Origin of the sequence: Algihabitans albus, assembly GCF_003572205.1 — a bacterium.
GTDB lineage: Bacteria > Pseudomonadota > Alphaproteobacteria > Kiloniellales > DSM-21159 > Algihabitans > Algihabitans albus.
Map to the genome: position 1 here is coordinate 287,225 of NZ_QXNY01000005.1, position 24,491 is coordinate 311,715.

At 63.8% G+C, this 24,491-nt stretch carries 20 protein-coding genes; 8 read left to right on the top strand and 12 right to left on the bottom strand.

The window, feature by feature from the left end:
* Positions 1–296 precede the first annotated feature (296 nt).
* Positions 297–893 carry a TetR/AcrR family transcriptional regulator gene (locus DBZ32_RS15415; RefSeq protein ID WP_208539249.1) on the top strand — a complete coding sequence of 199 codons (597 nt, stop codon included), beginning with the start codon at positions 297–299 and terminating at the stop codon, positions 891–893.
* A gap of 37 nt (positions 894–930) precedes the next feature.
* Here DBZ32_RS15415 and ipdC read toward each other — a convergent pair whose 3' ends face one another.
* From ipdC to DBZ32_RS15445, 6 genes are all read right to left on the bottom strand, one after another.
* Positions 931–2,559 (bottom strand): indolepyruvate/phenylpyruvate decarboxylase, encoded by a 1,629-nt coding sequence (gene ipdC, locus DBZ32_RS15420; protein ID WP_119168079.1) that lies wholly within the window; start codon positions 2,557–2,559, stop codon positions 931–933.
* A 153-nt stretch (positions 2,560–2,712) separates the two neighbouring features.
* Positions 2,713–4,716: a PhoX family protein gene (locus tag DBZ32_RS15425; RefSeq protein WP_119168080.1), complete on the bottom strand. Its 2,004-nt coding sequence runs from the start codon at positions 4,714–4,716 to the stop codon at positions 2,713–2,715.
* Positions 4,717–4,999: 283 nt separating this feature from the next.
* Positions 5,000–5,281 (bottom strand): rubredoxin, encoded by a 282-nt coding sequence (locus DBZ32_RS22855; RefSeq protein ID WP_208539250.1) that lies wholly within the window; start codon positions 5,279–5,281, stop codon positions 5,000–5,002.
* A 2-nt stretch (positions 5,282–5,283) separates the two neighbouring features.
* Positions 5,284–7,710 (bottom strand): molybdopterin-dependent oxidoreductase, encoded by a 2,427-nt coding sequence (locus DBZ32_RS15435; protein ID WP_119168081.1) that lies wholly within the window; start codon positions 7,708–7,710, stop codon positions 5,284–5,286.
* A gap of 191 nt (positions 7,711–7,901) precedes the next feature.
* Positions 7,902–9,074, bottom strand: coding sequence for an amidase (locus DBZ32_RS15440; protein ID WP_119168082.1), 1,173 nt, complete (start codon positions 9,072–9,074; stop codon positions 7,902–7,904).
* Positions 9,071–9,901, bottom strand: a complete 831-nt coding sequence (locus tag DBZ32_RS15445) for a tryptophan 2,3-dioxygenase family protein (protein ID WP_119168083.1) — start codon at positions 9,899–9,901, stop codon at positions 9,071–9,073. The genes DBZ32_RS15440 and DBZ32_RS15445 overlap by 4 nt, the downstream gene beginning before the upstream one ends.
* A gap of 85 nt (positions 9,902–9,986) precedes the next feature.
* Between DBZ32_RS15445 and DBZ32_RS15450 the strand changes: the two genes are divergently transcribed.
* The 6 genes from DBZ32_RS15450 (at position 9,987) to DBZ32_RS22680 (ending at position 16,423) form a co-directional block, all read left to right on the top strand.
* Positions 9,987–11,033, top strand: coding sequence for an alpha/beta fold hydrolase (locus tag DBZ32_RS15450; protein ID WP_162906782.1), 1,047 nt, complete (start codon positions 9,987–9,989; stop codon positions 11,031–11,033).
* Between the two features lie 101 nt (positions 11,034–11,134).
* Entirely contained in the window at positions 11,135–11,878 is a 744-nt protein-coding gene (locus DBZ32_RS15455; RefSeq protein WP_119168085.1) for a DUF6134 family protein, read from the top strand.
* Between the two features lie 14 nt (positions 11,879–11,892).
* On the top strand, positions 11,893–13,455 hold the full coding sequence (locus tag DBZ32_RS15460; RefSeq protein ID WP_119168086.1) for a cryptochrome/photolyase family protein: 1,563 nt from the start codon (positions 11,893–11,895) through the stop codon (positions 13,453–13,455).
* Positions 13,452–14,246 (top strand): SDR family NAD(P)-dependent oxidoreductase, encoded by a 795-nt coding sequence (locus DBZ32_RS15465; RefSeq protein ID WP_119168087.1) that lies wholly within the window; start codon positions 13,452–13,454, stop codon positions 14,244–14,246. Before DBZ32_RS15460 ends, DBZ32_RS15465 begins: the two co-directional genes overlap by 4 nt.
* Positions 14,243–14,677, top strand: a complete 435-nt coding sequence (locus DBZ32_RS15470; protein WP_119168088.1) for a nuclear transport factor 2 family protein — start codon at positions 14,243–14,245, stop codon at positions 14,675–14,677. The genes DBZ32_RS15465 and DBZ32_RS15470 overlap by 4 nt, the downstream gene beginning before the upstream one ends.
* A 429-nt stretch (positions 14,678–15,106) precedes the next feature.
* Positions 15,107–16,423, top strand: a complete 1,317-nt coding sequence (locus DBZ32_RS22680; RefSeq protein ID WP_119168089.1) for a GAF domain-containing sensor histidine kinase — start codon at positions 15,107–15,109, stop codon at positions 16,421–16,423.
* A gap of 227 nt (positions 16,424–16,650) precedes the next feature.
* On the opposite strand, the gene DBZ32_RS15480 is transcribed toward DBZ32_RS22680, so the two are convergent.
* The 6 genes from DBZ32_RS15480 to DBZ32_RS15505 form a co-directional block, all read right to left on the bottom strand.
* Positions 16,651–17,232, bottom strand: coding sequence for a DUF3833 domain-containing protein (locus DBZ32_RS15480; RefSeq protein WP_119168090.1), 582 nt, complete (start codon positions 17,230–17,232; stop codon positions 16,651–16,653).
* A gap of 135 nt (positions 17,233–17,367) precedes the next feature.
* The gene (locus DBZ32_RS15485; protein ID WP_235830223.1) at positions 17,368–18,729 is read right to left on the bottom strand and encodes an MFS transporter; all 1,362 of its coding nucleotides are present in this window, start codon (positions 18,727–18,729) and stop codon (positions 17,368–17,370) included.
* Between the two features lie 34 nt (positions 18,730–18,763).
* Positions 18,764–19,975 (bottom strand): SAM-dependent methyltransferase, encoded by a 1,212-nt coding sequence (locus tag DBZ32_RS15490; protein ID WP_235830224.1) that lies wholly within the window; start codon positions 19,973–19,975, stop codon positions 18,764–18,766.
* A gap of 44 nt (positions 19,976–20,019) precedes the next feature.
* A complete protein-coding gene (locus DBZ32_RS15495; protein ID WP_119168091.1) occupies positions 20,020–20,823 on the bottom strand; it encodes a DUF1365 domain-containing protein in 804 nt (267 codons plus the stop codon).
* Positions 20,824–20,835: 12 nt separating this feature from the next.
* Positions 20,836–22,182 (bottom strand): NAD(P)/FAD-dependent oxidoreductase, encoded by a 1,347-nt coding sequence (locus DBZ32_RS15500; protein WP_119168092.1) that lies wholly within the window; start codon positions 22,180–22,182, stop codon positions 20,836–20,838.
* On the bottom strand, positions 22,179–23,648 hold the full coding sequence (locus tag DBZ32_RS15505) for a cryptochrome/photolyase family protein (protein WP_119168093.1): 1,470 nt from the start codon (positions 23,646–23,648) through the stop codon (positions 22,179–22,181). Before DBZ32_RS15505 ends, DBZ32_RS15500 begins: the two co-directional genes overlap by 4 nt.
* A 240-nt stretch (positions 23,649–23,888) precedes the next feature.
* Between DBZ32_RS15505 and DBZ32_RS15510 the strand changes: the two genes are divergently transcribed.
* Complete coding sequence (locus tag DBZ32_RS15510; protein ID WP_119168094.1) at positions 23,889–24,374, top strand: fasciclin domain-containing protein; 486 nt, start codon at positions 23,889–23,891, stop codon at positions 24,372–24,374.
* The last annotated feature ends 117 nt before the right edge of the window (positions 24,375–24,491 follow it).

A 24,491-nucleotide genomic window follows, 5' to 3' on the forward strand; every position in this document is an offset into this window, starting at 1 on the left:
TGCGGCCATCGGATCGCCGACACGGCCCATAGATTATTTCTACGATGAAGAAATATAATCTCTACAACGAAGAAATGGCAAGTGGATTTTCACGGCTGCCTAAAGCCGTTTGGTTCGAACGGTTGCACGCCGGCTCGAGACCCTGATTCACCGCTGCCGCCGGCCTGATCGGGTCCGGGATCGTTGAATTCTACATCGAAGAAATATAATCTCTACGAAACAGAAAACGGGAGGTTTCGACTTTGCCGAAAAAGGCTACGCGGCCCGGTCCGCGCGGGTTGTCGCCGGACGCGATCGTGACGTCCGCCGTTGCCTTGCTGGAACGAGAGGGCGAAGAGGGTTTTAGCATCCGCAAGGTCAGTGCCAAGGTCGGCTGCGATCCCATGGCTGTGCTTTATCATTTCAAATCGAAAGCGGGTCTCGAGCGCGCGATGGCGGATGCGCTCAATGCCGAGCTCAAGCCCGTCGAGACTACTGCGCCCTGGCGCGAGCGTCTCTCGGCCTTGGCGCATCAGTATCGGAGTCTGGCGCTGCGCTATCCGCGCACCTTTCCCCTGCTGTTGCGTTTCTGGGTGACCGGCCCGGCCGACTATCGCCACGCGGAAATGATCTATCAGGCGCTCGCCGATGCGGGTTTCGACGACCGTCAGACGGTCGACATCTGCTTCGGCTGGTATGCCAGCATTCTTGGGCTGGCAGCGGCCGAGGTCGGCGGCATGCTGCAGCCGGCGAGTGCCGAGAATCTGGCCGAGGTGAGAGCCTTGCCGCCCGCGGACTTTCCCACCACCACTCGTCTGGTCGAGGCCTTCGCGGACCAGGAGCCGGGGCGTATCTACGGTTTGATGATCGAAACCTTCCTGGACGGCGTGGAGCAGTCGCTGAAGGCCGGATAGGCTTAACTCAAGAAATGCGCTTGGCGGACGGCAGTCTTTACTGCTGACCGCGCCCCTTCTTCACGCCCGTGACGAAGCGCGAAAGGGTCTCGGACATAGCGCCGCGCTCCAGCATCACCTCGATCAGCTGGAACCGGCCGCGCGTCGTCATGGCCTTGTCCAGAGCGTCCTTGAGTTCTGCCTTGCTGCGGACCCGCACACCGTCGCCGCCGAGGGGCCCCGCGACTTCGGCGAAGCGCCAGTCGGAGAGGTCGTTGAAGTCGGACTCGGGCTGAAAGGCGCGCAGCATCTCCCAGCTCTCGTTGTTGTAGACGATGACGATGGGGTCCCAGCCATAGCGCCGGCAATTCCCCAGCTCCCAGCCGGTCATCTGAAAGGCGCCGTCGCCGACCAGGATCAGCGTGCGCTTGCCGCTTGCCGCTTGGCCACCCAGCCCGCCGGGAACGCCGAAGCCCATGCCGGCGTAGTAGCCGTTGGCCGCCAGCTCCGTGTTCTCCATTTCCATGGCGGTGAAGAGGCAATCGCCGACGTCGCTGACGATCGGCAGGGGACCGTGCCGGCGCATCAGGTCGTTGACGGCCCGCGCGATGTCGGTCGGCTGAACGGCTTCGTCGGTGGTCTCCAGCGCGGCCGGATAGCTCGCGGCGGCAATCGCCTGGCCCCGCTGTGCGTTCACCGGCGTGGCGCGCTCCAGCAGCGCCTCGACCAGTGCCTCCAGGGGGACGTCGCCGTAGACGTGCCGGCTGACCCGCACCTCGCGGCCCAGAGCATGTATCGCGGTACCGAGATTGATCTGCTTTTCGGAGACGCCGAAGTTGGTGTCGCAAAGAATGACGCCCAGCAGCAGCAGGCCATCCGAGGTTTCGACCAGGTCGCTGATCTCCGGCCGGCCCGCGGCGCCCAGATAGGTTCCCAGCGGCTCCGCCGAACTTCCGGCCAGCAGGCCGCGCCCCATGAAGGAGGTCACCACCGGTAGGCCCAGTTTCTCGGCCAGACGGGCGACCTTGTCCTCGATCCCGAAGCGGCGGGTTTCGACTCCCACCATCAGGGCCGGCCGCTCGGCCTTGGCCAGCCGCTCCAGGATTTCGTCCGCGCATTCGGCCAGCGCCTCGGCGTCGGTGGGCGTGACCGGCAGCGCTTTTGTCGGCGCTGTCTCGGCGAAGACCAGATCGCGCGGGACCTCCAGATAGACCGGCATGGACTGCTCGACCGCCGAGCGCAGCACGCGAGCGATCTGCGCCGGTGCCGTGACGGGATCGTCCAGCGCGGCCTGGTCGCAGGTCAATTCGGCCATCACCCGGAACTGGCTGTCCAGTGTCTTGGCCTGATGGTGCAATAGCAGGCCGGAGGTCCGTTCGGCCCGGCCGGGCGCGCCGGAAATCACCACCAGCGGCGAGCGTTCGGCTAGAGCACAGGCGATCGGGTTCACCAGATTGAAGGCGCCGGCCCCATAGGTCACCGCGGCGACGCCCAACCGGCTGCCGAAGCGGGCCGCGGAGTCGGCGGCAAAGCCGACCGCCGGCTCGTGGCTGAAGGTATAGAGCGGGAGGATGCCGGACTGCTCCACCACCTTGAAGAAGGGCAGGGCGAAGTCGCCCGGAATGCCGAAGATTTCACGGGCGCCGTGGCCCTTCAGGGCGTGCAAAAGGGATTCCGCGAGATTCATGCCTGGACCGCTCCCATAGGTAGGCTTCGATTACACCGACATATCGCAGTGCGGGCTAATGAATGAAAGCCGGGAAATGGGATAAAGGCGAACGCAAAACGGGCGGCGAGGAAACCTCGCCGCCCGTCCGCGGTCGGAAGCTGGCGGACCGAATCAGACTCCGATCTTGCCGCCGTCGTCCTTGGTGATGGTCACCACCGAGGGGCGCGGGGGCATGCCTTCCTGGAAGTCGGGCCAGCGGGTGGCGGGATCCTCGAAGGTCGAGTTCCGCTCGAAGCCCGGATAGGCCTTGGTGCCGTCGGTCGCCGGATGCTGGACCGCGACGAACAACGTGGTGTCGTCGGGCGTGAACTTCGGCCCACACATTTCGGCGCCGATCGGCACGCGGAAGAACATCTTGCCTGTGCCGCGCAGGTCACCTTCCGTCTCCATTGCCCAGACGCCGTCCGCCGTTCCGCTCAGCGACCAACCGCTGCCCTGGTCGGTGGAGATCCAGAGGCGCCCCTGATTGTCGACCGCGCAGTTGTCGGGCGAGGCGAACCAGCCGTTCTCGCTGGTCGCCGGATTCCAAATGGCTCCGACCTCGCCGTCGGTGGGATCGCCGCAGACCACCAGCATCTCCCAAGTATCTTCGGTTGAGGCATGGTCTCCGTTGGCGGCGGTGATCTCAACGATCTGGCCGAAGCGGTTCTCGGCCCGGGGATTGGCCGCGTCGACCTGCTCGGCCGTGCGCCGGCTGTTGTTGGTCAACATGACGTAGATCTTATCGGTCGCCGGGTTGGCCTCGACATCCTCGGGCCGGTCCATCGGCGTGGCGCCCAGGGCATCGGCGGCCAGCCGGGCATTGACCACCACGGTGGCCTGGTCGGGGAAGCCGTTGGCGGCCGTCAGCGGACCTTCGCCCTGCGTCAGCGGCAGCCAGGCGACGGTACCTTCCGCATCGAAGCGGGCCACGTAGAGCGTGCCCTCGTCGAGCAGGTCCATGTTGGCGGCCCGGTCGTCGGGGTTGTAGGTGCCCGCACTGACGAACTTATAGAGATAGTCGAAGCGCTGGTCGTCGCCCATGTAGACCACGACGCGGCCGTCGCCGTTGACGATCGACTCGCCGCCCTCGTGCTTGAAGCGGCCGAGCGCGGTGCGCTTCTTCGGGGTCGAGGTCGGGTCCAGGGGATCGACCTCGACGATCCAGCCGAAGCGGTGGCTCTCATTCGGCTCCTTGCCGATGTCGAAGCGGTCGTGGAACTGGCCCCAGGCATACCAGGCGCCGGGCACGCCGTAACGCTCCAACGCGGCCTGCTGCGGATGCCCCTCGACATCGCCCCAGAAGTAGCCGTGGAAGTTCTCCTCGGCCATCAGGTAGGTGCCCCAGGGCGTGATACCGCCAGCGCAGTTGTTGATCGTGCCGATGACCTTCGTGCCGCCGGAGTCGGCGGAGGTCTTCATCAGATCGTGACCCGCGGCGGGGCCGGTGAGCTCCATCTCGGTCTCGAGCGCGGTGATGCGGCGGGCGTACTCGCTGCCCGAAACCACGCTCCAGGCGCCGTCGACCTTCTCGATTTCGAGAATGGAACCGCCGTGCGCGGCCATTTCGACCTCGACCAGATCCTTGGTCATGGCGGCGAACTCGGCATCGCCGTCCTGCTTGCCGACGCCGGGGAACATAACTTCTTCGTTGGTGTACTCGTGGTTCACGCAAAGCAGACCGCGCTCGGCGTTGTCCGAGCCGAAGGGCAAGCCGATGTATCCGACGTAGTCGTTGTTGTAACCGAACTGCTTCGCCTGAGCGGCGGCGGTCTGGTTCATCGGGTCGAACTCGGGCGCATCGGCCAGAACCGGGTCGCCCCAGCGGATCAGCACATCGGCACTGTAGCCGGGCGCTACGTGATGCGTTTCGTCGACGCCGTGCGAGATTTCGCTGAAGTTGAAGGAGGCGGAAGCGGCCAGTGCCTTCTTGCCGCCCAAAGCGGCCAGTCCGCTGCCGGCGATCGCGCCGATGGCGGCGACGCCCAGGGCGCCCCTCAGGACATCGCGGCGGCCGAAGCGGCGATTGATGACATCGCCGATGGTCGGTGCCTCGGAGCGGTTGGAGGGGGTGTCCTCGGAGGCCTCGTAAGCCTCCGCGCGACAGGAATAATGCGATCGGTCGGTGTTCTTCATGGAATGACCTCTCCCGGCAGCGCGCGCGCGGCGGCCACCGCGGCGCTCGTTGTTTGAAACACGAGGGGCGGCCGAGCGTTCGAAGGCTCGACCTTGAGAGGAGAGGTACGCGGCAGTCTTGACGGTTCTGTTACGACTCCATGAAGTTCCGCCGTCACTTGTGCGTAATTATCCACCTGGGAAGCGCGGTCGGCCCCGATTGTCCTTTGAGGCCTGCGGGTTTCGCTCGGTCAGAGCGTCGTTGCGACCTTTCGGCTGGATTCCCTTGGGACCTGGCCGGTCACTACCAGAGGTATTTCGGCGTCCCGCACTCGGGACATTCCCAATCGTCCGGCAGGTCCGCGAAGTCCACACCCGGCGGAACGTCGTGTTCCGGTACACCGAGCTCCGGATCGTAGAGGTAGCCGCACTCCGTTTCCGGGCAGCGGTAGCGCCTCAGGTTCGCTGCCAGCGCGACACTCGGGCCACGTACGGCCAGGATCGGTAGGGATGCGCTGGCGATCAGCAGGGCGCGCAGCGCCTCACGGCGCGTCACGAAGCGGTGCTCGGGCTCGTCGTCTTTCATGGTCAGGCAACCTCGGGGGGATCGTAGGCGGTGATATCCGGAAGCGGGCCTTCGGTCTTCTCGATCTGCACCAGTGCGCTCTGCGCCGCACAGGCCTGGCTCAGGCGGGAACTGCCGATGTCCCGTGTCACCAGATTCGGATTGCCGTGCTTGTCGAGGGAGCCCGGCACGCCCGGCTCCAGTGGATCGATCCAGGCGCCTTCATGGATCATCGCGACGCCCGGTCTGACGCGGTCGCTGACGATCACGCCGACCTGGCAGGCCCCCCGGGCATTGAACAGACGGGCGACGTCTCCGGTTTCCAGGCCGCGCGCCGCCGCGTCTTCGGGGTGCAGCCAGAGCGGCTCACGCCCTTGGATCTTGCTGGCGCGCGCCAGGGGACCGTTGTCCATCTGGCTGTGGAGGCGGTGTTGCGGATGGCTGGAGATTAGGTGAAGCGGACTCTCTTCGCCGGCGGCGCCCAGCCACTCCTCGGGCTCGAGCCAGGTTGCCTGGCCGGGGCAGTCGTCGTAGCCCATCGCGGCGATCTTCTCGGAGAAAAGCTCGATACGCCCGCTCGGCGTGCGCAGGGCGTTGGCCTCGGGATCGGCGCGAAAGTCGGCCAGATAGATATAGTCATCCACAGGGCGCGGCATCACGACCAAGCCGTCTTCCCAGAAGGTCGCGAAGTCCGGGAGCACCAGCCCCTCCGCGACGGCCCGCTCGCGGGCCGTGTCGTAGAGATGGCGCAACCAGCCCATCTCGTCGCGGTCCTCGGTAAAGTCCGCGCGATAGCCCAAGCGCTCGGCCAGGTCGGCATAGATGTCGAAGTCGTTGCGTGCCTGGCCGACCGGCGAGACGAGTTGCGGCATTGCGAAGATGTAGCGATCGCGCGGACTGGCGCCGATGTCGTTGCGTTCCATCGTCGTGGTGGCCGGCAGGACCAGATCGGCACGTCTTGCGGTTGGCGTCCACCAGGGGTCCTGCACGATCACCGTTTCCGGCTTGGCCCAGGCGCGGGTCAGACGGTTGAGATCCTGGTGATGGTGGAAGGGATTGCCGCCGGCCCAGTGGATCATGCGGATGTCCGGGTAGGTCATCTGCCGGCCGTTGAACTCGAAGTCCTCGCCGGGCTGCAACAGCATGTCGGCGATGCGTGCCACCGGGATGCGGAGTTTGACCGGATTGCGGCCGCGCGAGAAACCCGGAACGCTGACGTTGTTCGGCGGGAAGGCGTAGCCGTTGATCGAGGTATAGCTGAAGCCGAAGCCGCCGCCCGGCAATCCGATCTGACCGAGCAGCGCGGACAGCAAGACCGTGCCCCACCAGGGCTGCTCCCCGAAACGCGCCCGCTGCAAGGACCAGGCGGTCATGATCATGGTGCGCTGCGCCGCCATCTTGCGGGCGAGATTGCGGATCCAGTCGGCCGGGACCTCCGTGACCGCGGCGGCCCAGTCGGCATCCTTCGGCTGGCCGTCGCTCTCGCCGAGGATGTAGGGGCGTACCTGCGCGAAGCCGGCTGTGTAACGCTCCACGAAGGAGAGGTCGGCCAGATCCTCGGTCAGCAGCGTGTGGCAGAGCGCTAGCATCAGCGCGACATCGCTGTTCGGTCGGATCGGCCGCCATTCCATGCCCAGCGCCCCGACCTCGTCCTCGCGCACCGGGTTGATGGCGATCATCTCGATCCCCGCGGCGTGGCACTGGCGCAGCCATTTTTCCGTGGTGTGCTCGCCGCTGCCGCCCCAGGTGATCTGTGCGTTCTTGAAGGTGGCGCCGCCGAACATGACGATCAGCTTCGTATTCCGGACCAGCGACGCCCAGGTCGTGAAGGGACCGCCGATCGCCTGATTGCTGCCGAGCAGGTGGGGCAGCAGCACCATGCCGGCGCCGAAGGAGTAGTTGGTCAGATCGTCGACGTAGCCACCGTGCAGCGCGTAGAGCCGGTTCGTCATCTCGTCGCAAGCGTGGAACCGTCCGCCCGAGGCCCAGCCGTAGCTCGCCGCATAGAAGGCCTCGTTGCCGTGGTCGGCCTTCACGCGCCGCATTTCCTCCGCGGCGATATCGAGGGCACGGTCCCAGTCCAACTCGACGAAAGGCTCTTTGCCGCGCTCGGCGCCGTCCGCCTTCTCTCGTTTCTCCAGCCAGGATTTGCGGGCCATCGGCTTGGCGATCCGCGACTTGTCGTACAGGATTGCCGGGAAGTTCTGAATCATCGCTGTCGGGAAGGGATCGCGCTCGAAGGGTGCGACCGACACCAGCCGGCCGTCGACGACCCGGGCGCGAAAGGCGCCCCAGTGACTGGAGGTCAGAACCTCCTTATCACCGGGTATCGCCAGCGTCGGTCCGACGCCACCGGCGGCGAAGGCCGCTGCCGCGCCGCCGGCCAGCAGAAACCGACGCCGGTCCAGAGAGGGGCCGCGACCGATCCTGAACAGATCTCGCTGCGCCATGATCCCTTCTCCTCCCCGGTTTATCCTGTCTCGCTCTCGCGGATAAACTGCCACCGTCGGTGCGTAAAAGCATTGACGTGCGTCAAGCTTGACTGTGTACGAATCCCGGATTGTGAATGTAATTCATCAAACGTACATAAAAATGACATGAATTATTCAAGAAGAGAACGCTCATGTCTTGTCGAATAGTCTTAGGAGAAAAGCATTGCGACCGCAGCCGCGAGGTCGCTGTCTCGTCCTGGGGGAGCGATAAGAGACAGGCCGACGGGACCGCCGGCAACAGCGCCCGCTGGGATCGTGACCTGGGGTGTGCCCGCTAGGCCCGAGACGCAGGTCAGTTGAGCGATCCTTGGCCAGTCGCGATAGGCTTCGCTGGTCGAGGCGCCGCGTATTGGCGCCGGATCGGGTACCGTCGGGAGGCAGAGCAGCGTATCTTCGGACAGGAGTTCGAGCACCGCGCCGCGCATCGCCGGCCAGCTATGGACGGCGGCTTCGTGCACCTGCGGATCCAATGCGGCACCGGCCGCGAAGTTGGCCGCGACGGTGTAGGCGAAACGCGGGTTCGTTTCCTGGATCCAGCGCTGAAAGTTGGCCCAGGCCTCCCGCTGCTGCAACGCGATCTGACGGTCGCGCCAGACCGGCAAGCCTTCGTCGGCGAGTGTCCTGTCTTCGACGTGTGTCGCGGCCCCTGTGAGCTTGTCGAGATGCGGCTGGAGCGCCGTCCGGGTCGCTTCGCTCGCGACGGCCCAGGCATCCTCCGGCAGCACCAGGCGGAAGGGTCTGGCCTGGCCGCTACCGAAGACCGCCTCGGTCACTCTCCGGAGCGTCGTCGCATCGCGCGTCATCCAGCCTAGCGTGTCGAAGCTGGGTGCTTGGGGCAATACGCCCTCGAAGGGCAGCCGGCCATGACTGCAGCGCAGACCGTAGAGACCGCAGTAGGCCGCCGGTACGCGCACCGAACCGCCGGTATCGGTTCCCAGCCCGATGTCGGCCAGAGCGCCGGCGACGGCGGCCGCCGAGCCACTGGAAGAGCCGCCGGGAAGCCGATCCGGGGCGGCAGGATTGATCGGTGCTCCATAGTGCGCGTTCAATCCGAAGATCCCGCGAGACAGCTCGTCCGTGTGAGTCTTGCCGACCAGAGCCGCACCGGCTGTCAGCAGGTCGTCGACGAGAGACGCGTTGCGTTCGGCGGGCGGATGACTGGCCGCCCAGTCCGGATTGCCGGCACCGGTGACATCGCCGGCCGTGTCGTAGAGGTCCTTGGCCACGAAGGTCAGGCCCTTCAAGGGGCCATCCGACTGGCCTTCGATCAACCGCCGCGGACCGGCGAGGAAGGCGCCGAAATCTTCGGGTTCTCGGCTCATGCCTCAGCCTCGTCGGTTCCGGCTGAGAGGCCGGGGAAGAGGGGCGCGACGGTCTTGTCGTACTTCTGCAGGTAGTCGCGAAAGGAGGTTCCGCCGGTCCCGGTCTCGACGCCGACCATCTGAAGCTGTCGCGTAGCCAATTGCAGATGCGCACGATGAAACTGCAGTTGATGGCGATCGTAGGCGGCGAACTCCGCAAACAAGGCCGCCGTGGCTTCATCCTGGCGTAGTCGCGCCAGCGCAACGGTGACATCTTCGGCCCCTGCGCCATCGATGAGCTGACGGCAGTAATGGGCCAATCCGTGATGCCGGTAGCGCTCCAGCCAATCGGTCACTTGGGCGCCGTAACGCTTGTCGAACTCGCTCTCGGCCACGTGGACTGCGCCTTCCGCATTTGCGGTTCCGCCCTGCCAGTAACGGGGAACGCCACTCATGATTTCCAACCGGCGGAACTGGAAGGATTGGAAACCGCTCGTCGGGCCGATCGAGGTACGGAACTCCGCAAAGGCGCGCAGGCCGCCAAGAACCGGCATGGTGGCGTTGACCGTTCGCCACAGCTTGTTGACCCGCTTCAGAAAATAGACGGCCTCGGCACGGTCGGCGGCGGCGAGGCCGTCCAGCGCCCGCTCCAGGTCGAGGATCATCTGGTGAAAGGCGAGCTCGCAGATCTGGTGGATCGCGATGAAGAGATCCTCGTCCTGGGACTCCGTGACCGGTTGTTTGCAGGTCAGCAGAGCGTCCAGGCTGTGATAGCTCCAGTAGTGATTGCCCTCCGGGCACATATCCGGATCGCGCGGTGGAAGCGGTTTGGCGTTATAGGGCTTCATGGCGCTACCTTTGTCGTCCGGACCTGCTGTCGGTATGGGTAGGCTATGGGGCTGCCGCCAGGCGCACAACTGCAGGATTGTCGCCATGACCGATACCGCGATGACCGACACCTCCCCGCCGCCTTACGAGGTCTTCGAGCTTGCCGACTGGTCGCTGGACTGCGGCCGGGTGCTGCCCTGCGCCCGACTGGCCTATCGTAACCAAGGGCGGGTGGGCGAAGGTCTGCCGATCCTGACCTGCACGGCCTTCGCGCAAACGCCGGACGACCTCTCCTATCTGGTCGGTTCGGGGCGTCCCCTCGATCCGGCGCGCCACTGGCTGATCCAGACGGAACTGCTGGGCAACGGCCGCTCCTCGTCCCCCTCCAACACGCCACCGCCGTTCGACGGTCCGGACTTTCCGGCCGTCACCATCCGCGACAACGTGGCGCTGCAAGCCCGGCTGCTCGACCATCTGGGCGTGGCGCGTCTTGCCGCCGTGGTCGGGGCGAGCATGGGCGGACAGCAGGCCGTGCAGTGGGCAGTCAGTCATCCGGACCGGGTGGCTCGCGCGATCGTTCTGGTGGGGTCGGCCCGTGCCGGACTGCACCAGCAGCTTTTTCTGCACAGCCTGGAGTCGGCGCTCACGAGCGACGCGGCCTTTGCTGGCGGGCGTTATCGCACGCCACCGCTGGAGGGTCTGTCGCGTCTGTCGGAGGCCTGGGCGCCTTGGGCGCTCAGTCCGGCTTTCTTCGGTCTCGGCCATCATCTCGACTATGAGGACACGGCCGCCGAGGACGCGGAAGGCTTTCTGGCGAAGTGGCGGCTTCGCTACCACGACCGCGATGCCAACGATCTCGTTTGCCATCTCCGGACATGGCAGGCGCACGACATCGCCGGCGGCACCGAAGACTTCGCGTCCGCGGCGTCGAAGGCGCGCCTGCCCATCCTGTTTCTGCCCTCCGCGACCGACGCCTACTTCACGCCGTCGCAGGTGATCGCCGAGGCGGCGGCTTTCCCGACGGCGCGGGTAGAGGTGATCGAGAGCATCTCCGGACACGGCGCGGGATTCGGGCGCTCTGCGGCCGACCGCGCCACGGTTTTCCGGGCGGTTTCAGATTTTCTTAACCAAGATGATCATCCACTCCGCTAAATCCTGCGTAACACTCTCTAAATCGCGGTGATCGGCTGGTCGGGCGTCACCACATAGGCAGATATCAGACCTGCGTTAGCTGGTAAGAAGATGAGGAACCGATGAGCTTGAAAAAATCGAGGCCGGTGCGTGCGTTGATTGTGGGCAGTCTGGCTGCGGCCCTCTGCCTGCCCGCGGTCGCATCCATACCGGAGGATGGCGGTCTCGATTTCCAGGTCTTGCGCGGCGACTCGCCCCTGGGCGAACACCGCTTGAGCTTCATTGAACGCGACGGCGCCCTCGAGGTTCTGGTCACCATCGATCTGGAAGTGACCGTCGGCCCTTTCACCTTCTTCCGCTACAGTCACGAAAATCGTGAGATCTGGCGTGATGGCCAGCTTGTGAGCTTGGTCGCCCAGACCGACGACGACGGCGCCGAATACTTCGTGCGTGCCGAGCAGACGCCCGACGGAATCAGAGTCGAGACGAAGGACGGCACCCAAATCGTGCCGGCCTATCTCCTCTCTACCAGCTATTGGAACTACGAAATTGTCGAGGCCGAACGGCTGATCGATACCCAGAAGGGCAAGATTCGCGAGGTCTCCACGGATTTGGTCGGGCAGATGGACGTTTGGGTCGCGGGCGAGGTGATCCCGGCGCGTCACTACCGCATGACCGGCGACCTCGAAATCGATCTTTGGTACGACGACCACGACGAGTGGGTTAAGACCGCCTTTGAGGTCAATGGCGAGCAGATCGAGTACTTCCGTGGCGGGGTGCCTGACAATCTGGATCAAGTCAGCTTCTTCGCCGGCGAGGAAGAAGAATACGAGAACCGTCTGCTGAACAATCAGAACGACCGTTAGGCCCTCTTCTCTCCATGCAAATTGCCGCACTGCGTTTGGTGCTCGGCGACCAGCTCAGCCGCGGCCTGTCCTCCCTGTCCGACCTGGACGCGGATCGTGACCGCGTGCTGCTGGTCGAGGTGTGGGAGGAGGCGACCTATGTCCGCCATCACAAGAAGAAGATCGCCTTTCTCTTCTCGGCAATGCGTCACTTCGCGGTGGCCTTGAAGCAAGAGGGCATCGCGGTCGACTACGTGACGCTGGACGATCCCGAGAACGGCGGCAGCTTTCTCGGTGAGCTTCGCCGCGCGGTCGCACGTCACGCCCCCGAGCGGATCGTCGTCACGGAACCGGGCGAGTGGCGGCTCAGCGAGGCCATGGGGCGTTGGGAAGCGGAGCTCGATCTGCCCGTCGAGATTCGCGCGGACGATCGCTTCTTCTGCAGCCATGCAGCCTTCGCTGACTGGGCGAAGGAGCGCAAGTCTCTGCGGATGGAATACTTCTATCGCGAAATGCGGCGCAGGACCGGAATCCTTATGGACTCGGGCGGCCAGCCGGAAGGCGGTCGCTGGAATTTCGACCAGGAAAACCGCAAGGTTCTGCCCGAGGATCTCTCCGCGCCGGAGATTCTTCAGGTTCCGCCGGACGATATCACGGGAGACGTCCTGGACCTGGTTGCCGCGCGCTTCGCGGATCACTTCGGCGAGCTCTATCCTTTCTGGTTTGCGGTCACGGCGGAACAGGCAGAGACGGCCTTCGAGGTTTTCGTGCAGGAGCGCTTGCCGAACTTCGGCGACTATCAGGACGCCATGGCTTTCGGCGAAGCGACCCTCTTCCATTCGGTGATCTCGCAGTATCTCAATGCCGGGTTGCTCGACCCTCAGGCTGTCTGCACCCGGGTCGAGCGCGCGTGGCGCGACGGAACGGCACCGCTCAATGCAGTCGAGGGATTCATTCGCCAGGTTTTGGGATGGCGAGAGTTCGTCCGTGGGATCTATTGGCTCAAGATGCCCGACTACGCGGACGAAAACTTTCTCGAGGCGCGGCGCGATTTGCCGGCTTTCTATTGGACCGGGGAGACCGAGATGGTCTGCCTGTCCGAAGCCATCTCTCAGACCCGGCAGAACGCCTATGCTCACCACATCCAAAGGCTGATGGTGACGGGGAACTTTGCGCTCTTGGCCGGCGTTCATCCGGCAGCTGTGAACGAGTGGTACCTGGTGGTCTATGCTGACGCCTACCAGTGGGTCGAGTTGCCCAACGTCACGGGCATGGCGCTCTTCGCCGATGGCGGGGCCTTCGCCTCGAAGCCCTATGCGGCGAGCGGAAAGTACATCGACCGCATGTCGAACTACTGTAGGAGCTGCAGCTACGATGTGAAGCGGCAAACCGGAGACGGGGTCTGCCCATTCAACTTTCTCTATTGGGATTTCATCGCCCGCAATGGTGCTAAGCTGGAGAAGAATCCTCGGATGGCTTTGATCCTCAAAAGCTTTCAGCGCATGAAGCCGGAGAAGGTCGCGGCCATGCGTCAGCAAGCTGAAGCTTTCCTGGCGGGTTTAGAGACGGTTGAGGAGGGAGAGTGGCGGGCGCTATGACGACAACTGGAGACGCGAGCGGCTGTATCTGGATTACCGGAGCCTCTCAAGGGCTGGGCCGCGCTCTGGCCTTGGAGTTGGTACGGCGTGGCCGGACGGTGGTGGCCAGTGCGCGTGGCCTGGACAAACTTCAGGAGCTTGTGAAGGACGCGGCTCTCGAGCACGGCCAGGGCCGTGTGGTGCCTTGGGCCCTCGATGTCACGGACGGACCGGCAGTCGCGGAAGCGGTGCGGACGATCGAACGCGATGTCGGGCCGATCGAGACGGCGGTCCTGAATGCCGGCACCCATGCTCCCGTCGACGGCTGGAGCCTCAAGGCGGAGGACTTCCGCAAGCTGGTCGAGATCAATGTCATGGGCACGGTGTTCTGCCTGGAGCCGATGATCGCCGCCATGAAGGCCCGCCGGCGCGGACGGATTGCGGTGGTGGCCTCGCTATCCGGCTACCGTGGGCTGCCCTCGGCCGCCGCCTACGGCCTGACCAAAGCCGGCCTCATCAACATGTGCGAGTCGCTACGCCCGGAACTGGCCCTCGCGGGGCTGACGGTTCAGGTCGTCAATCCCGGCTTCGTACGAACTCCCTTGACCGATAAGAACGACTTTCCCATGCCTTTCCTGATGGAGCCGGAGGCCGCTGCCCGTGCCTTTGCCGAGGGGTTGGAGTCCGACCGCTTCGAGATCGTCTTTCCCCGGCGATTCGCCTATCTACTGAAGCTCCTGCGACTGTTGCCCTACGGCCTCTACTTCGCGCTAACCCGGCGGATGGTGAAGGATCGGGAGCCGTCGGCGTGACGCGGGAGGAGGCGCTGCGGCGCTACGCGAAGGTTTTTGAGGATCTGACACCCGACACGCTCGACGATCTTGGCGCGCTGGTCGGCGACGATGTCCGCTTCGTCGATCCTTTTAACGAGCTTCGGGGACGCGAGGCTTTTCTGGGCGTCTTTCGCGAGATGTTCGATCGGCTTCAGGAACCTGGCTTTACCGTCTCGGACGTGGCCCTGGGGCAGGAGGCCGGCTATCTGCGCTGGCGCATGACCTTCCGGACCAAGTCCGGTGGCCGTGCATGGCAGATCGACGGGATGTCCGAGTTGCGCTTCGGGGCCGACGACCGGGTTTCTCAGCATCTCGACCATTGGGACGCGGGCGGCCAGTTCTACGCCAAATTGCCTCTTCTCGGCTGGCTGATTGGGCAGGTGCGCCGCAGATTGTCGCACGAACGATGATTTGATCCTCGAGCGACCGACGCCCGCGCGGCCGTCGGTCGCTCGAGGCTGGTTTCGCGATGATCCACTCCCACGCGATCGTCGCCGAGCGTTTCCATGCGCCACTCGGGTGAGCAGTCTCCGGTCGTTTTACCTGGAAAAACAAGACTTTCGTGCCGATGGCGCGCGATCTTTAGAAGTCGTCAAGCTCGGGCGGCTTTCCGGAGGCGCCGTTGCAGTTCCGCCGATCTGGGATACTGTGTCACGCCTCCTGCGTTATCTCTTGTCTATTTTGGCTTGGAAAGCTTCTATAAATCGAATCCAAATCCCTTAAAGCAACTAAAAATAGGTAATTCTGCGTATAATTTGGGTAGTATTCATTTCAAGTTAAGGGTTTTTGTCTATTTTTGATCATAGTTATTATAACAATTCACGTGAAAAGCAGTTTTGATGTCGAAGATGCTGACTGCTATCTCAGGCGTGCCCGTGCCTTTTAACGAGGGCTATCGCCTTAGCGTTCTGGAAAACTGCGAAGCTTTGGATCAACCGCTCGATCCGGAATTCCAAAGGATCGTCCGGCTGGCCTCTCGCCGTTTCGCCGTGCCGATTGCATTGGTATCGCTCATCGACAGCGAGCGTCAGTGGTTCTTTGCGCAGGTAGGTCTCGCCGCACGCGAGACACCGCGCGATCAAGCCTTTTGCGCCCATGCCATTGTCGCGAGTTCTCCCTTGATCGTTCGCGACGCATCGCAGGATCCGCGCTTTTCGGACAACCCTCTGGTCATCGGGCCGCCACACATTCGATTCTACGCAGGCGTGCCGCTCATCATCGATGGATCCGCTCTCGGAACGCTTTGCATCGTCGGCTTCGAGCCGCGGCCGGAGTTCAGTGCCGAGGACCTCGTCGATCTCGAGGATCTGGCCGGTCTGACGACCAGTCTTCTGAAAGCGCGCCGCGCCGTCGGCGCGACGGCTCATAGTGAGCAGGTCGAGCTGGAAAGAGAGCGAATGCAGGCCCTGGCCCTGCTCAGCCACGAACTGCGTACGCCGCTCAATGCGATCATCGGTTTCGCCGATTTGATAGCGGAGGAAGTCAGAGGGCCGATCACTCCGCCGGTCTATCGTGGCTACGCCGAATCGATGCGGGACGGCGGTCGCCGATTGGAGCGCTTCGCTGAGCGTGTGTTGCGGTACACGGAGGTTGCGTACGGGCAGGTAGAGGTCAGCGAGGAGCGGATCGACGCCTACACTCTGGCCGAGCGTGCCTGTAGCCTCGTGGCGGCGCGGGCGATGGCCGCGGACATCGCGCTGCGGATCGAGCCGAGTGAGAACTCCGCCGAGCGCCTGGTACTGCGCGGCGATCCGGCCTTGCTCGAGCAGGCACTATTTCAAGTGCTGTCCAATGCAATCGAGTATGGTTCCGTCGGGCAAGGCGGAGACGCCGGTAAGACGACGTCTGCAGATGTCGTGCTGACCTGGGGGGCGAGCGACGGCGGTGTCAGTTTCGCCGTTCGCGATAGAGGCGCTGGCCTGTCGCCGGACAGATGGGAGACCCTGATCGCTCCGTTTAGCAGCGGTGGCGACGTTTTCAGCCGAGGAAACTGCGACGGCGGAGACTGCGGCAGTCTGGGGCTTGGACTGGCATTGGCGAAGCGATTGACGGAACTTCACGGCGGTACCTTGACGCTGGACAACTGCGGCGAAGAAGGCGGCTGCACAATCCGTCTCACACTCCCGCATTGGCGCAGTGTCGTCGACCCGGACTAGAGCCTGTTGTGATCGTATGGACTCGCTTCGCGGTTCCGCCGATCCCAAGAAACAGACTCTCGCACTTTGAATCGAGACTGGATTTAGCGTAATCGCCGGACCCAATACGTGGGCCCGACTGATCACTATCTGGTCTAGGTATCGTCCTAGCCAAGGTTAGGCGCGATCATCGTAGTCGGAAGCGCGATCGCGATCGCACCTAAAACGATACGTCTCCAGGGCGGCGACTACTCGGCTGCGCGTTGGTGCCGTATTCCGCTCTGCTGACTATCCGCCAGGCCGTCTTTCTGGAAGAAGATCGTAGCCGATCCGACTTGGAAGCCCCATTTGCTGACATAGGCGCGATTGACCATCGTCCCGTCGTCCTGCAGGAACATCCAGTCCTCGAAATGTACGTTCCAAGTCCGTTCGCCGACCTGGAGATCGAGGTTGTAGCTCCAGGTGAAGGCGTTTCCGGCGGTTTGACCGCGCGCAACGCCGGTCACGTCGTCGGCGCTGCCCTCGTAGGTGTTCTCGCCTGTTTTCGTCAGCGTCCAGATGCGTTGGTCGATCTCGCCGTCGGCGTAGAAGAAGTCTTCGATCAGTGTGAGCGTCTGGCCGTCCCAGGTGCCTTCGATGTCGACCGTGAACTGTCGGCGCAGGTTGCCGAAGCGATCCTCGAAAATCCCCCATGCCTTTGTCTGGCCGGCGAAGAACTCCTCTAACACCAGCTTCGGTGCGCGACCCTCGAAATCCTCGATATCCATTGACCTACACCCTGTGATGACCGTCACGGCAACCAGCACTGCGGCCAGTGAAAGACGTTGCATGTCTTACCTCGAGAGCCTGTTGTCATCGTCTGGATCCGCTTCGCGGTTCCGTCGATCACAAGAAACAGCCTCTTCCTATTTGAATCCAGACCAGATCCAACGTCACCGTCGGACTCGCAAAGCGAGTCAGACTGATCACTGTCTGGTCTGGATACGTTGAAGTTCTCGCCTTTGGATCAGCCGTTGAATACGGGCCTGAGTTTGCGGTCCGATGGGAAAGCCTGCCACGGTCCAGATGCTGGCCAGTTTGAAGACGACGGGGAGCAGAGCGTAGAGCGCAGCGAGAGCGAGTAGCGCAGACGCGCTGTTGACCTCTGCCTGTGGGTCGAACCCGAAGAGATCGAGCAGGGGAAACGCCAGTCCGGCCGCAAGCGCCAGCGAAAGCTTGTTGGCCATGCCCCAGAGCGCGAAGTAGAGCCCGGCACGTTGCCGGCCCGACTTCAAGCGGTCGAGGTCGATCACATCGGCCTGCATGGAGGAGGGGAGCGCCTGATCGGCCCCCAGACTGACACCCGTCAGCACGGTGACGAGCAGGAACCACCAAACATCGCCTTCGCCGAGAAAGGGCACCCAGACGAAAACCAGGCACGCCCAGGCTATGGAAAAAATCCAGGTTCGATGTTTTCCGAAACGATAGGACAGTTTGAGCCAGATCGGGACCGCCGCGACGGCACTGAGGAAGTAGGTCAGCAAAAGCACAGCCTGCCAAGCCTCCGCTTCGGGCCGTAGCACATGCCCGATGTAGAGCAGAAACAGGCTGGCCGGCAGGCCGTTGGCGACGCCGTTCAGAAAGTAGGCTGCGAGAAGCCGTCCGAAGGGCTTGTTGCGGACCAGCAGGCGGAACCCTTGGCGAAGGCTGAAGCTACTGGTCGCGCGCCGAACCTGGTTGTCCGGAACGCGCCAAAGCGCCAAGGCAACGGCCAGCGGCAATGTCAGCGTGAAGCCCCAGGCGATCAAGCGCATCGTTTCGCCGACGTCGCCGCGCGTCACCATCAGCAGCCCGACGGTCAAGACCGTGCCGGTCACCATGAAGAGCTCGCGGCTCATGGCGATCCGGCTGCGCTGATGATAGTCGGGCGAGAGTTCCGCACCCCAGGCCTGATGGGCCAGCACCAGGAGCGTACCGCCCAGGTAGGCGATCATCGTCCAGATCAGCAGGTGCAGCGCACCGGACCCTTCCGGCGGTACGAAAAGAAACCAGATCGACACCATCAGGATTGGCATGCCGGCGAGGATGAAGGGCTTGCGCCGGCCGAAGCGCCCTCCGCTGCGGTCCGACAGCCAGCCGACCAGGGGATCGGTGACCATATCCCACAGACGTGCGCCGAGCAGGGCCGCACCGACCGCTGTCAGGCCGATGCCGAGATCCTGGGCATAGAAAGGCGGTAGGAAGACGTAGAGCGGCAGTTGCTGAGTCGCCATCGGCAAGCCGAGCAGACCGAAGGCGGTCAACATGGACCAGGGTACGCGACCGCCTTTCGCGACGTTGTCGCTCACTTACGCGTCCTCGCTGGGGTGGTCCGGACCGGAGTCACTCACGGGCCAGTGTCAGTTGTCGGACGTCGATCCGGCCGGTGGCGAAGCCTGCCTCGCAGTAGGCGAGGTAGTACTTCCACATCCGCTGGAAGTAGCTGTCGAAGCCCAGCGTTGTCAGTTGCGGCCAGGCGGCATCGAAGCGCTCATGCCAATCGGCAAGTGTGCGCTCGTAATGGCGGCCGTAGCCATGATCGTCGACCCATCGCAGCCCGGCTGTCGTGATTTCCTGTCGAAGCACCGAGGGGGAGGGCAGCATGCCGCCGGGAAAGATGTAGCGCTGGATGAAATCGGCGCCGCGGCGATAGCGCTCGAAGAAACCGTCGGCGATGGTGATGACCTGCAGCGCGGCCCGGCCGCCCGGTCGAAGGCTCTCTTGGACCTTGGCGAAATAGGCGGGCCAGTACTTTTCGCCGACCGCTTCGAACATCTCGATGGAGGCGATCCGGTCGAAGCGGTCGGGAATGTCCCGGTAGTCTTGGAGACGGATCTCGACCCGGTCGGTGAGGCCGGCCTCCTGGATGCGTCTGCGGGCGAAGGCGAACTGCTGGTTCGAAATCGTCACGGCCGTCACCCGCGCACCGATCTCCTTCGCCGCGAACTCCGCGAAGCCGCCCCAGCCGCAGCCGATCTCCAACAGATGGTGGTCGGGAGAGAGGTCGGCCGCTTCGGCGATCCTGCGGTACTTGACGCGCTGTGCAGCGCTCAGATCCATGGCCTCGTGCTCGAAGACGGCCGACGAGTAGGTCATGGTCTCGTCGAGCCAGGCGCCGTAGAAGGCGTTGCCCAAGTCGTAGTGGAAGGCGATGTTGCGCTGCGCGCCGCTACGGCTGTTAGGGCGCATCAGATGCCAGAAGCGTTTCATCATCCGGTAGGTCGCACTGCCTTCCAGGCGCTCTTCCCAGGCCTCGAAGTTCAACGCGGCGACCCGAAGGAAGGCTGCCAGATCGGGCGAGTCCACATCCCCGGCCATGTAAGCCTCGGCGAAGCCGGTGGAGCCGCCGGAGATCAGGCGGCGGACCGCGCGGGGGTTTAGAACCTGAAGTTCGCCGTGTGGCCCTGGTTCGCTCCCTCGATACAGATAGCGGCTGCCGTCCGGCAGAAGCAGTGTTGCGCTGCCGCAGGCCAGGCGGCGCCCGAAGAAGCCAAGAACGCCGTAGGGACGTGGCAGGTGGGCAGTCTCTTGAAGCTCTTGAGTCAGGTCTGTCACGGTTATGCGCGATCTCTCTCTTTGAAAATCACTCACCTTGCCGGTCACTCGGCGGCGTTTGGCAGGATGGCGGGCTGCGGCGCGATGAGGGTGACTGCGGTCGTGGGCGGTGCGGGCCGCTTGTGGAAGGTCGCGCCCCGTCGCCAGAGTTTCACGGCTTCCCAGTGGATGCCGGCGATCACCTTGAGGGTCAGGAGAGGCCGGCCGAAGCAGGCGCGCAGCAGCGTGGCATCGCTGAGGTGGCGTCGTCTGCCTGTCTGCATCGCTATCAACTGCGGACCGTTCGGTACGTCCTGCAGGATGGCGACGAACAGCCGGGTGTCAGGAACCGTCAGTTTGAAACGGTAACGGGCCTGCATCCCGATGAAGGGTGAAACGTAGAAGCCTTTGTCGCACGACTGACGGATCGCGGCGCCCGGCGGTGGCGTTTGTCCCAGCGGGATCAGGTAGCAGTGCTTCTCGCCGAAGGTATTTCGCACTTCGTAGAGAAGGGAATCGAGCGTGCCGTCCGGCCGATGGCAGAACCAGATGGTAAGCGGATTGAAGACATAGCCCAGAACCCGGGGAAAGCAGAGCAGACGCACGGGGCCGCCGGCGATGTCGCGGCCGGCGGCGCGAAGCTGGGCTTCGATCCAGGGCCGCAGCGAAGTTCCGTCGCGCGCACCGTGATCGCGGTCGCAGAAGCTGAAGAGGTTGAAGCGATTGTGGCTGAACAGCCGGAGCTGTCGATGCAGTCGCGGAAGCTCGTCGAGGTCGATCCAGAGAGAAAAGACCCGGTAGACGAAGCGCTGCACAAAGGGCTGCAGCCGCTTGTGCATCACCTCTCCGAAATAAAGCGCCGAATGCATATCGAGTCCAACCTACTCCGCCGCGATGGCCGGCTCCACAACATACGGTCGCAGGTTAGGCGGCACGATATTGGCGGAGGGACTGGCGGGAACCACGTCGCTGGCCCAAGGGACGGGGCTTCCCAACGCCGCTGCCACGGCGAAGCCGGCCTGCAAGGCATCCTCATGGAAGCCGTACCCGCAGTAGCTGCCGCAGAACCAGGTTTGCGCCACGCCTTGAATCTCGGGCAGAGCGGCCTGAGCCGCCACGGCGTCGCTGTCGAAGACCGGATGATCGTAGTTGAACTCGGCCTCGATCAGGTCGGTGCGGGGTTCGTCGATCGGATTGAGAGATACGAAGAGCGGGACCGCCGGATCGAGGTTCTGCAAGCGGTTCATCCAGTAGGTGACCGAGACGGCGCGCCGATCGTCGGCGGTCTTGCCGCTCAAGTAGTTCCAACTGGACCAGACGCTCCGGCGCCGAGGCATCAGTCCGGGATCCCGGTGCAACAGCGTGCGGTTCGGCTGATAGCGGAAGGCGCTCAGAACGGCGGCTTCTGCCTTGCTGGCGTCCGTGCCCAGAAGCGCGCGCGCCTGATCGCCGTGGCAGGCCAGCACGACCTGGTCGAAAAGGTCGTTGTGGCCCTGCCGGTCGGTCACCGTGACGCCGGCGGCGGTGCGTTGGATCGCGGCAACTGGCGTGCCCAACCGTGCTTGCGCCGCGATGGGCGCGGACAGGCGTTTCACATACTCGCGGCTACCGCCGGACACCGTACGCCATTGCGGCCGGTTGGTGAGCTGCATGAGACCGTGATTGAGGTTGAAACGCAGAAAGGATTTGGTCGGAAAGGCCCGGACTTCGTGGGTCGAACAGGACCAGACCGCCGCCGCCATTGGCAGCAGGTGGTCGTCCATGAAGGCCTGCGAATAGCCCTCGCGCTGCAGATACTCGCCGATCGGAAGATCGCCCGTGGTCTCGAGAAACGCCGGTGCCGTTCGGTAGAAGCGCAGCAAGTCGCGCAGCAACCGCCAAAGCCTCGGGCGCAGAAGGTTGCGTCGCTGCGCGAAGAGACCGGCGGCACTACCGGCGTATTCGAACTGACCCCGGTCGACGGAGACGGCAAAGGACATGTTGCTGGCTTCGGTCGCCACGCCCAGATGCTCGAACAGACGGATCAGGTTGGGATAAGTCCGTTCGTTGTAGACGATGAACCCGGTGTCGACGGGAACGGTCCGGCCATCCACTGCGGTAACCTCGACCGTATTGGAGTGGCCGCCAAGCCGTGTTTCGGCTTCGTAGACCACGACCTCGTGGTCGGCGGATAGTGCCCAGGCAGCTCCCAGCCCAGCCACCCCCGATCCGACAACTGCGATTTTCATGCGGCGCCCTTTTTGATTTTTTCGAAGGCCGCTAGTGCGGCCTCTCTCGCCCGGCCGTGGTCGACGATGGGCTTTGGATAGGTTTCGCCGAGCGTCACGCCGGCCTTGGCCAACACCTCTTCCGGTGCCTCCCAGGGCCGGTGCAGATAGCGATCCGGCAAGTCAGCCACCTCTGGAATCCATTTACGAACGTAATCGCCGGCTGGATCGAACTTTTCACCCTGAGTCATGGGGTTGAAGATGCGGAAGTAGGGAGCGGCGTCGGCGCCGCAGCCGGCGACCCACTGCCAGCTCGCGCCGTTGCTGGCCGCGTCGGCATCCACCAGCGTATCCCAGAACCAGTGTTCGCCGTCCCGCCAATGGATCATCAGGTCCTTGATCAGGAACGACCCGACGATCATGCGCACCCTGTTGTGCATCCAGCCGGTATGCCAGAGCTGGCGCATGCCGGCATCGACGATCGGAAAGCCCGTCTTTCCACGGCACCAGGCCTGGAAGCTGTTCGCATCCTCGCGCCAGGGGAAGGCCTTGAAGTTCTCCTTCCAGGTCTCGTCCATCAGCGACGGCCAGTGAAACAGCAGATGGTAGGAGAAGTCGCGCCAGCCCAGTTCGCTCAGGAACGACCAGACACCCTTTTCCGCTGTGTCTTCCGCCGAGAGGTGATGCAAGGTCGCGTGCCAGATCTGACGCGGCGAGATCTCCCCCCAATGCAGGTAGGGCGACAGGCCCGAGGTCCCGTCGATGTCGGGTCGGTTGCGTTCGGCGGCGTAGCCGGCGACCCGATCCTTGAGGAAGTCGGCCAGTCTTTCCTGCGCGGCCGCCTCTCCGGGCACCCAGGTTTCGCGCAGACCGCCGGCCCAGTCCGGGGTTTGCGGCAGCAGCTCCCACTGCTCCAGCTTGTTGCCCTCGATGCCGGGCAGCCCCGATAGCTTGTCGGGGGCTGCCAGCGGCTTCGGGACCTCACGGTTGCGGATCGCCCGCCAGAAGGGGGAGAAAACACTATAGGGCTTGTCGGCACCGGTCTGCACCGTCCAGGGTTCCTGAAGCAGGCTGGCCGCGAAGCTCTCCACCTCGATGCCTGCCGCTTTCAGATGCTGCTTGATCGCGGTATCGCGCGGGACGGCCCAAGGTTCGTAGCAGCGGTTCCAAAGAACCGTGGTTGCTCCGATCTCCTCGGCAAGCGCCGGCATCGCCTGCTCCGCTCGACCGCGGCGGAGAAGCAAGTAAGCGCCCTTGGCGCCCAGGTCGGAGGCCAAGCGCTCGAGACTCCTATGCAACCACCAGCGCGACGCCCCGCCCATCTTCCAACTGCCGGGCGTTTCGTCGTCCAGCAGATAGACGGGAACGATCGGACGGCCGCTTTCGGCTGCGGCGACCAAGGCCGGGTTGTCCGAAAGCCGAAGGTCTTGGCGGAACCAAACCAGGACGGGGCCGGCTCTGCCCGAGGCGGAAAGGGTATCTGACATAAAACTCCGGCGGCTACGTCGCTACCTGCAGACAGCTAGACCTAACGAGGCGTTTGTCGACGGGTGTTGTTACGGTCCTCCCTCCTAAGTAGATCATCGGATAAAATTAAATTTTTGTCATGTAAATCAGGCGGTTGCCGAGTGCGCCCTGTCTTCTAATTGCTGTTTGGTCGAAGCGCGCGTTCAGACGCGCCCGCTCACGGCCCGAGAGACGAACCTTCAAACAGGAGCACCAGCCCCATGACTATCATCCGGAGTCTGACCGCGGCCGCCGTCGCCTTGCCGATCGCGTTCGGCGCCCTGGCTGCGAAGGCCGACGACATCGTCGAAATTGCCGCTGGTAACGAAGATTTCGAGACGCTGGTGGCCGCGGTCGAGGCCGCCGGTCTCATCGACACCTTGAAAGGTGATGGTCCCTTCACCGTTTTCGCACCCACCGACGAAGCCTTCGCCAAGTTGCCCGAAGGGACGGTCGAGAGTCTGCTCGAGCCCGAGAATCGCGAGCAGCTCGTCGAGATCCTGACCTACCACGTCATCCCCGGCAAAGTGATGGCGAGCGACGTCATGGGTCAGGAGACCATGGCCGAGACCGTTCAGGGTCAGTCGCTGGACATCAAGGCCATGGGCGGTGCCGTCATGGTGAACCAGGCTCAGGTGATCCAGGCTGACATCGAGGCGTCGAACGGTGTGATCCATGTGATCGACACCGTGGTACTGCCGGAGTAAATCTTCCGGACGTCAGGTCGGCGCGGCCTTTCGGTTTCCCCAATCGAAACTGCTGCGTCCTGGAGGGTCGGCATGCCACTGCATGCCGACCTTTTCCGTGGCTGGCCGACCTTGATC

Coding starts and splice junctions, on each gene's coding strand:
- ipdC (WP_119168079.1), bottom strand. CDS start 2,559: ATGAATCTCGCGGAATCCCTTTTGCACGCCCTGAAGGGCCACGGCGCC.
- DBZ32_RS15425 (WP_119168080.1), bottom strand. CDS start 4,716: ATGAAGAACACCGACCGATCGCATTATTCCTGTCGCGCGGAGGCTTAC.
- DBZ32_RS22855 (WP_208539250.1), bottom strand. CDS start 5,281: ATGAAAGACGACGAGCCCGAGCACCGCTTCGTGACGCGCCGTGAGGCG.
- DBZ32_RS15435 (WP_119168081.1), bottom strand. CDS start 7,710: ATGGCGCAGCGAGATCTGTTCAGGATCGGTCGCGGCCCCTCTCTGGAC.
- DBZ32_RS15440 (WP_119168082.1), bottom strand. CDS start 9,074: ATGAGCCGAGAACCCGAAGATTTCGGCGCCTTCCTCGCCGGTCCGCGG.
- DBZ32_RS15445 (WP_119168083.1), bottom strand. CDS start 9,901: ATGAAGCCCTATAACGCCAAACCGCTTCCACCGCGCGATCCGGATATG.
- DBZ32_RS15450 (WP_162906782.1), top strand. CDS start 9,987: ATGACCGATACCGCGATGACCGACACCTCCCCGCCGCCTTACGAGGTC.
- DBZ32_RS15455 (WP_119168085.1), top strand. CDS start 11,135: ATGAGCTTGAAAAAATCGAGGCCGGTGCGTGCGTTGATTGTGGGCAGT.
- DBZ32_RS15460 (WP_119168086.1), top strand. CDS start 11,893: ATGCAAATTGCCGCACTGCGTTTGGTGCTCGGCGACCAGCTCAGCCGC.
- DBZ32_RS15465 (WP_119168087.1), top strand. CDS start 13,452: ATGACGACAACTGGAGACGCGAGCGGCTGTATCTGGATTACCGGAGCC.
- DBZ32_RS22680 (WP_119168089.1), top strand. CDS start 15,107: ATGTCGAAGATGCTGACTGCTATCTCAGGCGTGCCCGTGCCTTTTAAC.
- DBZ32_RS15480 (WP_119168090.1), bottom strand. CDS start 17,232: ATGCAACGTCTTTCACTGGCCGCAGTGCTGGTTGCCGTGACGGTCATC.
- DBZ32_RS15495 (WP_119168091.1), bottom strand. CDS start 20,823: ATGCATTCGGCGCTTTATTTCGGAGAGGTGATGCACAAGCGGCTGCAG.
- DBZ32_RS15500 (WP_119168092.1), bottom strand. CDS start 22,182: ATGAAAATCGCAGTTGTCGGATCGGGGGTGGCTGGGCTGGGAGCTGCC.
- DBZ32_RS15505 (WP_119168093.1), bottom strand. CDS start 23,648: ATGTCAGATACCCTTTCCGCCTCGGGCAGAGCCGGCCCCGTCCTGGTT.
- DBZ32_RS15510 (WP_119168094.1), top strand. CDS start 23,889: ATGACTATCATCCGGAGTCTGACCGCGGCCGCCGTCGCCTTGCCGATC.